Annotated in this window: 12 protein-coding genes; 11 read left to right on the top strand and 1 reads right to left on the bottom strand. The window is 34.0% G+C overall.

Annotation, left to right across the window (positions count from 1 at the left end):
- Window positions 1-48: 48 nt before the first annotated feature.
- From KA873_RS01625 to KA873_RS01655, 7 genes are all read left to right on the top strand, one after another.
- Window positions 49-1,446, top strand: a complete 1,398-nt coding sequence (locus KA873_RS01625) for an MFS transporter (protein ID WP_107383982.1) — start codon at window positions 49-51, stop codon at window positions 1,444-1,446.
- A 76-nt stretch (window positions 1,447-1,522) separates the two neighbouring features.
- Complete coding sequence (locus tag KA873_RS01630) at window positions 1,523-2,698, top strand: M20 family metallopeptidase (protein ID WP_210140159.1); 1,176 nt, start codon at window positions 1,523-1,525, stop codon at window positions 2,696-2,698.
- A gap of 306 nt (window positions 2,699-3,004) precedes the next feature.
- The gene (locus KA873_RS01635; protein WP_107521305.1) at window positions 3,005-3,472 is read left to right on the top strand and encodes a hypothetical protein; all 468 of its coding nucleotides are present in this window, start codon (window positions 3,005-3,007) and stop codon (window positions 3,470-3,472) included.
- A 40-nt stretch (window positions 3,473-3,512) separates the two neighbouring features.
- Window positions 3,513-4,205 carry an alpha/beta hydrolase gene (locus KA873_RS01640; RefSeq protein ID WP_107383984.1) on the top strand — a complete coding sequence of 231 codons (693 nt, stop codon included), beginning with the start codon at window positions 3,513-3,515 and terminating at the stop codon, window positions 4,203-4,205.
- Between the two features lie 225 nt (window positions 4,206-4,430).
- Window positions 4,431-5,807 carry an MFS transporter gene (locus KA873_RS01645; RefSeq protein WP_481906409.1) on the top strand — a complete coding sequence of 459 codons (1,377 nt, stop codon included), beginning with the start codon at window positions 4,431-4,433 and terminating at the stop codon, window positions 5,805-5,807.
- Between the two features lie 465 nt (window positions 5,808-6,272).
- Entirely contained in the window at window positions 6,273-6,806 is a 534-nt protein-coding gene (locus KA873_RS01650; RefSeq protein WP_107383986.1) for a methylated-DNA--[protein]-cysteine S-methyltransferase, read from the top strand.
- Between the two features lie 165 nt (window positions 6,807-6,971).
- Window positions 6,972-8,531, top strand: a complete 1,560-nt coding sequence (locus KA873_RS01655) for a BCCT family transporter (RefSeq protein ID WP_107383987.1) — start codon at window positions 6,972-6,974, stop codon at window positions 8,529-8,531.
- A 224-nt stretch (window positions 8,532-8,755) separates the two neighbouring features.
- Here the strand turns inward: KA873_RS01655 and KA873_RS01660 are convergent, their stop codons facing one another.
- Window positions 8,756-9,928: a hydroxymethylglutaryl-CoA synthase gene (locus KA873_RS01660; RefSeq protein ID WP_107505217.1), complete on the bottom strand. Its 1,173-nt coding sequence runs from the start codon at window positions 9,926-9,928 to the stop codon at window positions 8,756-8,758.
- A gap of 103 nt (window positions 9,929-10,031) precedes the next feature.
- Here KA873_RS01660 and KA873_RS01665 point away from each other — a divergent pair, with 103 nt between their 5' ends.
- The 4 genes from KA873_RS01665 (at window position 10,032) to nhaC (ending at window position 15,534) form a co-directional block, all read left to right on the top strand.
- On the top strand, window positions 10,032-11,186 hold the full coding sequence (locus KA873_RS01665; protein ID WP_107505216.1) for a thiolase family protein: 1,155 nt from the start codon (window positions 10,032-10,034) through the stop codon (window positions 11,184-11,186).
- Window positions 11,186-12,466: a hydroxymethylglutaryl-CoA reductase, degradative gene (locus KA873_RS01670; protein ID WP_107383990.1), complete on the top strand. Its 1,281-nt coding sequence runs from the start codon at window positions 11,186-11,188 to the stop codon at window positions 12,464-12,466. The genes KA873_RS01665 and KA873_RS01670 overlap by 1 nt, the downstream gene beginning before the upstream one ends.
- Before the next feature lie 207 nt (window positions 12,467-12,673).
- Window positions 12,674-13,648: an SMP-30/gluconolactonase/LRE family protein gene (locus KA873_RS01675; RefSeq protein WP_107383991.1), complete on the top strand. Its 975-nt coding sequence runs from the start codon at window positions 12,674-12,676 to the stop codon at window positions 13,646-13,648.
- 425 nt (window positions 13,649-14,073) lie between these two features.
- The gene (gene nhaC / locus KA873_RS01680; RefSeq protein ID WP_210140147.1) at window positions 14,074-15,534 is read left to right on the top strand and encodes a Na+/H+ antiporter NhaC; all 1,461 of its coding nucleotides are present in this window, start codon (window positions 14,074-14,076) and stop codon (window positions 15,532-15,534) included.
- Window positions 15,535-15,680: the final 146 nt, after the last annotated feature.

A 15,680-nucleotide genomic window follows, 5' to 3' on the forward strand; every position in this document is an offset into this window, starting at 1 on the left:
TAATCTTCCCTATTTGTCATTTTAAAAATATTTTAGGAGGATGAACAAATGACTCAACAGGGAAATACGAAGAGTTATCAAGGTGACAACAAATTAATATTAGGTATTGTATTAGGAGTTGTCACTTTTTGGTTATTTGCGCAATCTTTATTAAACGTAGTTCCTACGTTACAACAATCATTTAATAGTAATATTGGCACAATAAGTATTGCTGTTAGTATTACAGCACTATTCTCAGGAATGTTTGTTGTTGGTGCTGGAAGCTTAGCAGATAAAGTAGGGCGTGTGAGAATAACATATATTGGTTTATGGTTAAGTATCATTGGTTCTTTATTGATTATAATTAGTAACCTGCCGATATTGCTCATTATAGGAAGAGTAATTCAAGGTTTATCAGCAGCAGCGATTATGCCCTCAACTTTAGCAATTATGAAGACTTATTTTGAAGGTAAAGATAGACAGCGTGCACTGAGTTATTGGTCGATTGGTTCATGGGGTGGATCAGGATTAGCATCTCTATTCGGTGGTATGGTTTCAACTTTTATTGGTTGGAGATGGATTTTTATTTTATCTATTATTATTGCCTTAGTTGCAATGTTATTAATAAAAGGCACACCGGAAACCAAATCTGATAATACAACAAACTTGAAATTTGATTTTACTGGGTTGATGCTTTTTGTAATTATGATGTTAAGTATTAACGTCGTAATCACTCAAAGTGGTACATTTGGCATGCTTTCACCTATAATAATAGGACTAGTTATTGTATTTATTATCACAACCATAGCTTTTGTAATAGTTGAAAATAAAAAACATAATCCATTAATTGATTTTAAATTATTTAAAAACAAAGCTTATACAGGGGCGACATTATCCAATTTCTTACTAAATGGTGTTGCAGGTGCTTTGCTTGTAGCCAATACATTCGTTCAAAAAGGTATAGGTTTCAACGCATTCCAAACAGGACTTTTATCGATTACATATTTGGTTACTGTATTGTTGATGATTAGAGTCGGTGAAAAAGTTTTACAAAAAGTAGGGGCTAAAAAACCTATGTTGTTAGGTACAACGTTTAATATGGTTGGTATTATTTTAATATCATTTACATTTTTACCTAGTGCGCTATATGTCGTTGTATGTATTATTGGTTATTTACTCTATGGATTAGGTTTAGGTTTTTATGCAACACCTTCTACAGATATGGCGATATCTAATTCTCCTGAAGATAAAGTTGGTGTAGCTTCAGGTATTTATAAAATGGCTTCCTCATTGGGTGGCGCATTTGGTATAGCTTTATCAGGAGCTTTATATGGCGTTGTTACAGAAGCTACAAATGTGAAGTTTGGTGCGATGGCTGGTTTATGGTTAAACGTATTAATGGCATTGCTTTCATTCGTCATTATTCTTCTAGCTGTGCCATCGTTTAAGAAGCAAAATAGAGCATAATTCATTAATACAACGTTGTCATTTGAAAAGAATATAATGGCTTTAAGGTATCGTATATTTCATTGGAGGAATGATTATAATGAAACAATTGATTGAAACATTGAAAGAAAAAGAAACACGTATGATAGAAATACGTCGTTACTTACATCAACACCCAGAACTATCTTTTTGTGAGAAAGAAACACCTAAATATATAGAAGCATTTTATGAAGGTAAAGATTGTAAAGTTGAAACGAATGTGGGTCCAAATGGTTTGAAAGTTACTATTGATAGTGGTAAACCAGGCAAGACAATCGCAATTCGTGCTGATTTTGATGCTTTACCAATTCAAGAAGATACAGGCCTAGCATTTGCTTCGAAAAATGATGGTGTCATGCATGCATGTGGGCATGATGCACATACGGCATATATGTTAATTCTTGCAGAAACACTTATTGAAATAAAAGATCAATTTAATGGTAAAGTTGTTGTCATACATCAACCAGCTGAAGAAGTACCTCCTGGTGGTGCACAAGCAATGATTAAAGACGGTGTTTTAGATGGTGTTGATCATGTATTGGGTGTTCATGTCATGAGTCATATGCCTGCAGGTAATATCTATTACAGAGAAGGTAACGTGCAAACTGGACGTGATTTCTTTAAGCTTAAAGTCAATGGTCAAGGTGGTCATGGGTCGTCTCCACATACAGCAAATGATAGTATTGTAGCAGGTGCATACTTTGTGAATGCATTACAGACGATTGTTTCAAGACGATTAAATCCGTTTGAAACGGGTGTTGTTACAATAGGTTCATTTGATGGTAAAGGACAATTCAATATGATTAAAGATAGTATTGAAATAGAAGGTGACGTACGCGCGTTAACCGATGATACTAAAAATACAATTAAAAAAGAAGTGACACGTTTGTCCGAAGGATTGGAAGCAATGTTTGGTGTCACATGTGAATTAGACTACCATGATGATTATCCAGCCTTGTACAATGATCCTGAATTCACAAAATTTGTTGTAGATACTATACAAGAAGCGGATACTGATGCAATTTCAAGTGTTGAAAGATGTGAGCCACAACCGCCTTCAGAAGATTTTGCTTACTACGCTAAGGCAATTCCTGGCACATTTATTTATGCTGGAGCTGCACCAGAAAACGGTGATATTCATCCGCACCATCATCCTAAATTTAATATCAGTGAAAGTTCAATGCGAGTTTCTGCAGAAGCTGTAGGATTAACAGTATTAAATTATCTTAAATAAAATATTTGTGTTCATTTGTGAATGTTACCATGTGTTTACTGTGGCATACACGAGTTTACAATATTATTTAAAGCCAATTAAAATTTGAGATTAAAAGTGTGCGCATACGGAGTTTATTACATGATAAACCATCTGTATACGCACGTTTTTCGTTGTATGAAAAACAAGCATATATAGAAAAAATAAAACTACGATGAAGACTTTTGAGCTATTTCATTAATACAAAAAAGTACGTATGATAACTAAAGGTTTAATATTAGGTCATTTGGTGTATATGTTAAATGAAAAAAGAAAGGAATGATTACATTGAATGGCGAGAAAAAAATAAATACTTTGTTAGAAGACTATAATAAGCAATTAAAAAAAATATTTAAGTATGATAAAGCAAATGCGCTTGCTTTTGATAATGAAAGTAGAAGTAAAGTTGCAGAACAAAAAGGTGTTTTTGTGATTTTTGAAAATAAAACACCAATATTTGTAGGACAAGCTGGTGGATTTATGACTGGTTTTAAATTTACGCAAAAAGATTTATATGATAAATTAGGACAATTTAATTCAGCTTCAGACACTGGAACTACAAAATTTAGAAAGGCTTATATAGAACATCACGGTTTAGATGAAGCGGAAATGAAAAACATTAAAGCAAATGAAAAAAAGTTAAAGTTTCAATATATTAAAGTTAAAGATAATTTAGCTTTTATCAATATTTTAGAAATTTTAGCATTAGAGTATGCTAAGAAAAATAAAATAAAATTATTTAATTTCTCTAGTTAAAGCGTGGTGTTTTTGAACTGCTAAGAAGGTGGTGATTAAAATGAATGTTAAAACATTTAAGATTCATTTTCAAGAACATGTGATTTTTGTGAAATTGCCCAAAGCATATGATGAAAAGAAAGAAAGTGGCTATCCGCTGATATTAGTGCAAGATGGAGACGCGTTATTTAAAGATGTTGAGCGAGATATTATATTTGTCGGAGTGCTTCCCAACAATAGAAATCAGGAATATAGCCCATGGGGAGCAGTCGTAGATGGGATTAATTATAGAGGGGAAGCAGATGCTTATATTTTATGGATAACTAAGCATTTGCTTCCTTATTTAAGAAAATGTTTTAATATATCTCAAAGAACTGAAGATATCGGTATAGCTGGTGCTTCATTAGGCGGATTACTTTCTTTGTATACATTATTTAAAAGTCCAGAAAGTTTTGGCCGTTATATATTAATATCACCTTCAGTATGGTATCCAGGATTTGTGGCATTTATGAAACAACAAACGATTATTAAAGAGGACAAACAAATTTATTGGTATGTAGGAGAGCTTGAAGGACAGCAACAGCTTAGCATTAAACAAGAAATGTTTGTTCAAACAGAATTAGCTGTAGATATATTAAGTGAATTAATGATTTCTGAGAAGGCATTACTCTATTATACTATCAATAAAAGAGGCCAACACAATGTAACGTACTTCAAAAGATATTTTGCTAAAGCGATCAAAAAATTATTTTGATATTGTCAATTTTAAGAAAAAATTAAGTTTTTTAAATTTAATTATCAGAAAATTCATAATAATTAGAGGGTAACATCCCAATTTTCTATAAAATAGTGATAATATTTTAGGTATATGAATTTTTATAAATTGTATTATAACTCATTATAGTATTCAAATTTATAAAATGATGAACGAATGGATTCATCATTATCATTATTTGAAATAGGGGATGCTTTTATGACAATGAAGACAGAAAAAGTCTCAGGTAGCATGTTGTTAACTGGTATTGTTTTATCTATATTAACATATTGGTTATTTGCTCAATCTTTTTTGAATATTGGGCCTAAAATACAAACTACTTTTGATGCGAGTCCAGATATCGTAAATATTTCAGTGAGTTTAACATCATTTGTGACAGGTGTATTTATGGTAGTGGCTGGGAATATATCAGATAAATTTGGTGAAGTGAAATTAACTAGAATTGCTTTAGTGTTGAGTATTATCGGTTCGCTGATGTTGATTGTTTCTGGAAATATTGTGATGCTACTACTTGGTAGAATTGTACAGGGCTTTTCTGCAGCGATTATCATGCCAGCCACAATATCTATAGTGAATGACTTTTTTGATGGAGATGATAGACAAAAAGCACTCAGTTTTTGGTCAATCGGTGCATTTGGTGGTACTGGCTTATCTTCCTTTTTTGCAGGTGCAATGGCTACATTTATTTTTTGGCAATCCATTTTCATATTATCGATTATATTATCAATCTTGGCTTTAGTTTTATTGCGTGAATTACCAGAAAGTCGCATTAATAAAGCGGAAGCGAGCCCGTTTGATTATATAGGTTTAATTATTTTTATTATTATGATTGGTAGTATTAGCTTTGTAATTACACAGGGTTATAAAATAGGATGGCTAAATGCTGTAACAGTAATGTTATTTGTCATATTTTTAATTTGTATATACATATTTTTTAAAGTAGAACGAGTCAAAAAGGTGCCATTTATTGATTTAGATTTATTTAAAAATAGACCTTATATTGGTGCTGTTTTAGCTAATTTCTTATTAAATACTGGCGTTGGAGTAATTGCCTTATTAAATATGTACGTACAAAGTGGTTTGAAATTAACAGCTTTCCAAGCAGGATTGTTAACATTGCCTTATTTAATTTCGTTATTGCTTGTCATTCGCTTAGGTGAGAAAAGTATAAAAAGATTTGGTGCCAAACGTGCGATGATTATTGGACCAATATTTACTGGTTTAGGTGTATTAATGTTTAGTTTGACATTTTTTGATACTGCTATTTATGTTGTTGTAGCGCTAATTGGCGCTGTGTTTTTTGGTGGTGGTACAGGATTATTTGCTACACCAGCTTTAAGTACAGCGGTTTCCACGACACCACCAGAAAAAGTTGGTGTCGCTTCAGGTATTTTTAAAATGGGCTCTACATTAGGTGGTGCATTTGGTATTGCAATTATGACTTCTATTTTTACTGGTATTATTCAGAGTGGTCAAAACATGCATATTGCTGCAGGTGTAGGCTTCATAGTAGGGACTTGTTTAGTATTATGTGGTGTTTTAGCAAGTGCAATCGTTATACCAACACGGAAAGTTAAATAGTGAAGACATTTCTTTTATTCATAGTTACGTTGAGTCTGGGACATCATTGATTTGTTCCAGGCTCATTTATATTGTCAGTAGATGGGTTAAGTGAAAATTAACGCCACTACTCAATTTATTGAATTAATAGGGCTTATGAATGAACTTCAGCTCGGGTCATCATTTTAAATTTTTTAAATACTAGTCCTCTTTGTTGGTATAGGACGACGAAATTTATTTGCATAAAATTAGATTTTTCTCTTGTCCTTTATCATAAAGCAAGTGAATTGAGTGGTCAGGTGGAAATAAATATATCATGGTAAATTGAGTCCAATGTAGTAATTGCGCTTTTTGGTACGCAGTAACTAAGAAGCTATGTATTTACTTACGAGGGCTTTCTATTATGAAGAAGTATCAAGATCTATTTTACATTAAAATTTAAAAGGATTATGATAATTACAAAATATACTAGAAAGAAGTGATACGATGCACTATAAGACATATTATGAATCACCAATTGGTCGGGTTGCACTAACGTCGGATGGCGAAGCAATTACAGGATTGTGGTTACCTAAACATGATGATTTTGAATCAAATTATGATGAATCGTTAACAGAAGCAGACTTACCAATTTTTGAAAAAGCGATTATTTGGCTTGATAAATATTTTTCTGGAAATAATCCTAAAATAGATTTTGCACTAAAACCTATAGGAACCGAATTCAGGGAGCAAGTTTGGGATGTTTTATTGAAAATACCATATGGAGAGACTGTCACTTATGGTGATATTGCTAAAGAAATAGGTATTAAAAGAAATAAACCAAATATGTCTTCACAAGCAGTGGGTGGTGCTGTTGGTACAAACCCGATTTCTATTATAATTCCATGTCATAGAGTAGTTGGCAAAAACGGTAGTCTTACTGGTTACGGTGGTGGCATTGATACTAAAATTGAGTTATTGAAACTGGAAAAAGTAGATATGCAAACACTTTATAGACCGAAACATAGTACAAAACCGTAAATATAACATAGTTTCCTGACTGAAAATTATTGTAAGTAAATATTATTATTTTATACATTTTGTATTTTTTATCAATAAAATTTCCTAAAAATATAAAGTTGTTTCTCTTACTCAGTGTGTTATCCTATAAAACGTCTTTTTATTATTATTAGAGGGGTGGAAAATTTGGATAATACAAAAAAGTCGTTTTCTAGTGTGTTTATCTATTCGGCACTAGTCGTAGGCTTATTAGTAGTTATTGGAGCTATCTTTCCAGCTAAATTTGGAGAAATTACTGGCGTTATTTCTTCTTGGGTAACAAAAACGTTTGGCTGGTATTATATGTTACTGTATACAGTAATTTTAGGTTTTTGTGTATTTTTAGTCTTCAGCCCTATTGGGAAATTGAAATTAGGTAAACCAACAGATAAACCGGAATTTCACACGGTATCTTGGTTAGCGATGTTATTCAGTGCAGGTATGGGCATAGGTCTCGTATTTTATGGTTCTTCAGAACCGATATCACATTATTTAGCGCCGCCAACAGCAGATCCTGAAACAAAGGAAGCAATGGCACAAGCCTTTAGATCCTCATTTATTGATTATGGATTTCATCCTTGGGCAGTATACGGTGTAGTGGCATTAGGCTTGGCATATTCTCAATTTCGTAAAGGAGAAAATGGCTTAATTTCTAGAACGCTAAGACCAGTGTTGGGCGATAGAGTGGATGGCCCAATTGGTGTCGTAGTAGATGTTTTAGCGGTGTTTGCTACTATTATTGGTGTAGCAGTTTCTTTAGGTGTAGGCGCAATACAAATAAACGGTGGTTTAAATTATTTATTTGGTGTGCCGAATAATGCTGTTGTTCAAGGAATTATTATTGCTGTAGTTACAGTGTTATTTTTATATAGTGCGTGGAGTGGCTTGAGTAAAGGTATCCAATATTTAAGTAATTTAAATATGTTTTTAGCAGCATTATTACTTATTGTTATTTTTATTGTAGGACCAACCGTACTGATATTAAATATGATGACTAGTGGTACTGGTGATTACCTTAATTCACTTATTTTTAATAGTTTAGACGTGGCACCATTAAATGAACAAAAAGCTGAGTGGTTGAAAAGCTGGACAATTTATTATTGGGGCTGGTGGATGAGCTGGAGTCCATTTGTTGGTATATTTATTGCGAGAATCTCTAAAGGTCGTAGTATTCGCGAATTTGTAATTGCCGTATTAGGTGTACCAGTTGTGATTAGTATTATTTGGTTTAGTGCATTTGGTGTAACTGGTATAGACGTAGGGCAATCTCATAGCGAGATATTTAAAATGCCACCAGAAACGCAATTATTCGGTATATTTAACGAGTTGCCATTTGGATTTATACTATCAATTATTGCGTTAGCATTAATCGCTTCATTCTTTATCACTTCTGCAGACTCTGCAACCTTTGTTTTAGGTATGCAAACTGCATATGGTACATTGAATCCGTCAGGATTTATAAAAATTGTCTGGGGACTTGCATTAGCAGCTATCGCGTACGTACTATTATTGGCTGGTGGTGACACTGGATTAGATGCACTGCAATCTGCGGCAATTATTTCAGCATTACCGTTTAGTTTTGTAGTTATCTTAATGATGATTTCCTTATATAAAGATGGAAATGAAGAACGTAAATATTTAGGGTTATCGTTACAACCCAAAAGAGATATTGAAACGCAAGATTTAGACGAAACGAACCGTGGTTAAATCTCATAGGTAATCTAATCATAATGTGTTTAACATAATAAAAGAGGATGGCTTTTATGTAAGTGAAGTAAAAGTCATCCTCTTTATTTTATATAAAAAAACCCGTAATTGAATATCAAAAAATTCATTTACGGGCTTGAATATTTGGAATTGTATTTAACCTTCGATTTTCTATGTCACCAATCATACTAAATGAAGTGAGGTAAGATTAAGTGAATTGAAACTTAATTTAATGTATTATAATTACGAATATGATCACTGATGCTTTCGAGATAGAAAATACCTTTTGTTTCATTTGCTAACTCTTTATCATGATCAAATTCAAGGTTGTCGAAACGTTTGAAAAATGTTTCATATGTGTCAACAGAGATTTCTGTACGATGATTTAATAGATCTTTATGTTTTTCTATATCAAGTGCATCTTGATAGCCTTCGACTAATTTACCACTAAAGAATTCACCAACAGAACCTGAACCATAGCTGAATAAACCAATTGTATCACCAGCGTTTAATTCAGTATGTGTTTCTAACAATGAAATTAGACTTAAGTACAATGACCCAGTATAAATATTACCTACATAACGATTGTAATAAGTTGCTGCGTCATACCCTGTAGTTAATCGTTCTTTAGTTTCTGTGTTGATATCTTCTGTTAAGATAGAATCGAGTGCTTTTTTACCCATTTTAGTAAATGGTACGTGGAAACATAATGATTTAAATGTATCTAATGTAGTATTATATCTACGTGCATATTCATTCCAACTTTCTTGGAATGAGTGGATATAGGCATCTTTTGATAATGCACCATCCACTAACGGGTACGGTTGTCCACTTGGACGCCAAAAATCGTATACATCTTCTGTAAATGCGACTGCGTCATCATTTAGTTCAAGAATACGTGGGTTTTGTGTTATCATCATAGCAACTGCACCTGCGCCTTGCGTTGGCTCACCGCCAGATTCTAAACCATAGCGAGCAGTATCACTAGCAATAACTAAAACTTTTTCGTTAGGGCGGCTGGCAATATAATCTTTCGCTAATTGAATGGCAGGCGTAGCAGCGTAACAAGCTTCTTTCATTTCAATACAACGCGCGAATGGTTGAATACCTAATAGATTATGTATTTGAACCGCAGATGCTTTAGCAGAATCTATAGCAGATTCAGTAGCAACAATAACCATACTAATTTGTTTTTTATCATCTTCAGTGATGATTTCTTTGGCAGCATTGGCACCCATAGTTACAATATCTTGGCTCATTGGGCTAACTGCCATTTCATTTTGCCCAATGCCAATAAGAAATTTATTTGGGTCAACTTGACGAGATTCGGCAAGTTTAGCCATGTCTACATAAAAATTTGGAACATAAAAATTGATTTGATCAATACCAACTGTCATAAAGTGTATCGACACCTTTCTTTTAATAAATAAGCAATTGTATCATATCAAATCATATGTATAAAAGACAATTATTTACAATATGCTCAAAAGGAGAATAATAATGAAAAAGATAGCAATCGTAAGTGCCAAGCGGACACCTATAGGAAAATTCAGAGGTAAATTAAGTAATTATACTGCAGTAGAATTAGGTACAAAAACGTTAGAGGCTGCTATGTCAGCCATTAATCTCAAACCTGAAATGATAGAGCAAGTCATTTATGGCAATGTACTTCAGGCTGGAAGTGGCCAAAATCCTGCACGACAAGTTAGTATCAATGCTGGTGTGCCTAATACAACACCTGCGATGACGATTAACGAAGTTTGTGGTTCTGGGTTAAAATCTATCATACTTGGCAAGCAACAAATCCAATTAGGAGAAGCAAAAGTAGTAGCTGTTGGAGGTATTGAAAGTATGACAAATGCGCCCAAAATACTATTTGATGAAGAAGCAACACCAGTTGAAAGTTTTATGCATGACGGTTTAACTGATGCATTTCTAAATGTACCAATGGGTGTTACAGCAGAGAAAATAGCGGAAAAATATAATGTCACACGAGAACAACAAGATGCGTTTGCGAACGATTCACAACATAAAGCAGCGCAAGCTTCAGAAGCAGGTAAATTTGATAATGAAATTGTTACATTAACAGATAATGAAGGCGAATTAATGACGGTAGATGAAGGCATTCGTGGCAATAGTAGTATTGAAAAATTAAGTACTTTAAAAACAATATTTAAAGAAGATGGCACTGTCACAGGTGGGAATGCTTCAAGTATCAATGATGGCGCATCAACAATTATTTTGATGGATGCGGATTATGCAAGGCAAGAAGGCTTTGAAATTATTGCAACATTAGGTGAACACGCGGAAATTGGCTGTGATCCTATCTATATGGGGTACGCGCCGTATCATGCAGTGACGGAATTATTAACAAAATCCAAGAAAGACATGGATGATATTGACGTTGTGGAAATGACAGAAGCATTTGCTGCTCAAAGTATACCGGTTAAAAACAATTTAGAGATACATCCTGATAAGCTTAACTTATATGGTGGTGCCATTGCTTTAGGTCATCCAATAGGTGCAAGTGGTACACGATTGGTGACTACTTTAGTAAATATCTTATCACAAGAAAATAAACGAAACGGGATTGCAACTGCATGTATTGGTGGCGGTTTAGGTATCGCATTATATGTAGAAAAGGGGGATGCCTAATGTTACCTTTAGGTAAAGATTTTCGCCATTTATCACGTGAGGAGAAGTTAGATTGTCTACTTGATTATGGTTGGTTGAATAAAGATAATCACGATATGTTATTAACACATCCTTTAATTCCAGAAGAAATTGCCAACAGTTTAATTGAAAATGTGATTGGTCAAGGTGCGTTGCCTGTCGGGTTACTACCTGAAATTATTGTAGACGACAAATCATATGTTGTTCCAATGATGGTTGAAGAACCCTCTGTTGTTGCAGCTGCAAGCTATGGTGCAAAGTTAGTCAACGAAACAGGTGGGTTTCATGTCGTAGCTAGTGAGCGATTAATGATTGGACAAATTGTTTTTGATAACGTAAAGGATACACAACGTTTATCTCAAAATATTAAAGATCTTGAGCCGAAGATTAAGCAAATTGCAGATGAGTCTTATCCTAGTATTATTGAAAGAGGTGGCGGTTACCGTCGAATTGAAATAGATACTTTTCCAGAAGCGGAGTTATTATCGCTCAAAGTATTTGTAGATACAAAAGATGCAATGGGTGCTAACATGTTAAATACAATATTAGAGGGGATTTCTGCTTATTTAAAAACGGAACTTGAAGATGTAGATATATTAATGAGTATTCTATCTAATCACGCCACTGCTTCTGTTGTTAAAGTACAAGGTGAGATAGATATTCAATCACTATCCAAAGGTGGACGTGACGGTGCCGAAGTAGCACGTAGAATGGAAAGAGCATCTGTGTTAGCGCAAGTAGATATTCATCGTGCAGCGACGCATAACAAGGGTGTGATGAATGGCATTCACGCAGTTGTCTTAGCTACAGGTAATGATACGCGTGGTGCTGAAGCTAGTGCTCACGCATATGCGAGTAAAGATGGACAGTATCGAGGTATAGCTACTTGGCAATATGATGTAACACGCCAAAAATTAATTGGTACGATTGAGGTGCCAATGACACTGGCAACAGTTGGTGGAGGTACACGTGTCTTACCTATTGCTCGAGCTGCTTTAGATTTAATGAAAGTTGATTCAGCACAAGAACTTGGTCATGTTGTAGCTGCAGTTGGTTTAGCTCAAAACTTTGCAGCATGTCGTGCACTGGTTTCGGAAGGTATTCAAAAAGGTCATATGAGTTTACAATATAAATCATTAGCAATTGTTGTGGGTGCGCAAGGTGATGAAATCGCTAGAGTCGCTGAACTGTTAAAAGAAAAACCGAGCGCAAATGCAGCTATGGCAGAACAGATTCTCAATCAAATTAGAGAAGCATATTAGCGATTGAATTATATTTTTGATAGGTATCATTGAGACTTTAAAATATTTAATATGATTGACGGAGTAATGACTCATTGTTTTCATTACTCCGTCTTTTTGCGCAATAAATGACTTTGAATTAAAATATAAATATTTTATTTTGTGATTTGAGTTCCATATAATATAAATTACAAGCTCGAAAGAAAAGATTAAAAGAAAAGAGGGAGTATGATGGGGAATAATCTACCGGCATTATCATATGATCACAAGAATCATTCTGTGGTGCCAATTTTAGCATCGGAACAAAGTCTACAAACAATAACTGCAGAACCTTGGTTGGAAATTTCAGATGAAGGATTACAATTAGAAGGTTTATGCTTTGATAGAAATGGTGATTTAACACTTTGCGAAGTGTTTGGGGGAACTGTTTTTCATGTGACTTTGCCAGACAAAAAAGTAACTCAGCTTTTTACATCACATAAAGAAAATCCTGCAGCTGTTAAAATCCACAAGGATGGAAGATTATTTGTTTGTTATTTGGGTGACTTTGAGCGTTCAGGCGGCGTGTTTGCAGTTAATGCTGAGGGAGAAGCAGAAGAGACGATTGTGTCAGACATTGACACAGAATATTGTGTAGATGATTTAGTGTTTGATAGTAAAGGTGGATTTTATTTTACTGATTTTAGAGGATACTCTACGAATCTTAAAGGTGGCGTATATTATGTTGCGCCAGATTATAAATCCATAACACCTGTGCTTCAAAATTTAGCTGTTGCCAATGGCGTAGCTTTAAGTACTGACGAAAAAACACTTTGGGTAACTGAAACAAATGCGAACCGATTACATCGTATTGATTTACTAGAAGACGGTGTAACCATTGCACCATTTGGCGCTTCTATACCTTACCATTTTACTGGACACGAAGGGCCAGATTCATGTTGTATAGACAGTGATGATAATTTATACGTAGCAATGTATGGACAGGGCAGAGTATTAGTGTTTAATAAAAAAGGTTATCCTATTGGACAAATTTTAATCCCGGGTCGTGATCAAGGGCATATGCTTCGTTCAACCCATCCAGCATTTATCCCAGGGACGGATCAGTTAGTGATTTGTGCTAATGATATTGAACAAGGCGGAGGTTCTTGGATTTATACGGCGAAAGGCTTTGCAAAAGGTCATCATAGCTATCAATTTCAGTAAATATGCCTCATAAAAATGCTTTAGAGCGCGGATAGAAATCTAATTTTATTAAAATAATTTCGTCATCTCAGCTTGGCAAAGATGACGAATATTGAAGAAAGTATAAAATGATTACCTGAACTTCACTTCATGCATAAGCACTACTAACTCAATTACAGACAATATAAAAAAGTCTAGGACGAAGCAATGTCGTCTAGACTTTTTTAGTATATACCACCTTTGTTAATCGCATTTATATTTTATTGTTGTAAAAATCAAAGAATTTAAATCATTATTTGAAGTTTACAGACAGGAGAGTAAGTCGAGTAATGACGCTGATTTTAAGTATAACAATAAATTAATTGAGATAAAATTCATTAAAAATTTATAAATACACTATTGAAAGCGCATACATTTTTAAGTATGATATAAATTAACAAAGGTAGGTGTTTGTTATTTTAAAGCCAAAAGATAAGCATAACGAAGAAAAACATGATTTAAAGAAGCCACTAGGTGTTACGTCGGCGGTCGTTACATTGTCAATTATGATTATTACGATGTTAATAACTGTGGCTGTATTAGAAAAAGAACCTCATATTCCTCTAATGATTGGTACTGCGGTCGCTATCATTGTGACTATGTTGCATGGATATGAATTTAGTGAAGTAGAAGAAATGATGTACAAGGGCATACGGCATGCTTTGCCAGCGATTGTTATTATTATACTTGTAGGTTTAGTTATTGGCTCATGGATTGGTAGCGGTGTCGTAGCAACAATGATATTTTATAGGCTTCAGTTAATAGACCCTCGTTATTTTTTAGCAGTTGTAGTTATATTATGTGGTGTCGTAGCGTTAGCTATCGGTAGTAGTTGGTCGACAATGGCTACTGTTGGTGTTGCATCAATGGGTATTGGTGTTAGTATGGGTATTTCTCCAGGCATGGTCGCTGGTGCAGTCATTTGTGGTGCTTATTTTGGTGATAAGATGAGCCCATTATCAGATACGACAAATCTTGCTTCAGGATTATCTGGTGTTGAATTATTTGAGCATATTAAACATATGTTCTATACCACAATTCCAGCTGTGATTATTGCGTTAATTGCATTTTTCTTTATTGGTATGCAGTATGGTAATAAAAATTTTGATACGAAGCGTATCGATGCAATTCTTAACACTATGCAAGATAATTTTGTGATTACACCATGGTTGTTGTTAGTACCTTTAGTAGTTATTGTATTAGTAACGTTCAAAGTTCCAGCTATTCCAGCAATTTGTGTCGGCATTATATTTGGATTTTTTGCTCAAATTTTTGTACAAGGTGGAAGCATAACGGAAGCGCTGACTGCTTTGCAAACAGGATATACGATTGAATCAGGTAATAAACTTGTAGATGAACTGTTTAATCGTGGCGGTTTAGAATCAATGTTTTATACGATTTCATTGACTTTAGTAGCGATGACTTTTGGTGGCGTATTGGAATATTCGGGTATGCTATCTGCATTAATTTCGGTGATTTTAAAAGTAGCGAGAACAACTGGTTCATTGATTGCATCAGTGATTATTTCTTGTATCGGCACTAACTTTACATGTTCAGAACAATACATATCTATTATTGTACCTTCTAGAATGTATGCGAGTGCTTTTAAAGACAAAGGCTTACATCCTAAGAACCTATCTAGGGCATTAGAAGATGGTGGAACATTAACTTCAGTATTCGTACCTTGGAATACATGTGGTGTATTTATCGCATCTACGTTAGGCGTATCGGTAATGGAATATGCACCATTTGCTATTGTGAATTATACAGTTCCTATAATTTCAGTTATTTTTGGATTTATTGGGTTTAAAATAATTAAATTAAAAGATTCAGATGAAGGAAATACAGACAATGCTAACTTAGCTTAATTTAGCGGAGTTTATGAAAATCTATCATTTACTATAAAAAGAGGAGAAATCAAGTGTGATATTTGGTTTCTCTTTTTTATAGTGAAAATGAGCATAGAAATTGATTATACATATCAGGATGATTTTTCAATAGTCCTAATCATTTC

It is taken from the genome of Staphylococcus sp. GDY8P45P, assembly GCF_017892745.1.
Lineage (GTDB): Bacteria > Bacillota > Bacilli > Staphylococcales > Staphylococcaceae > Staphylococcus > Staphylococcus cohnii.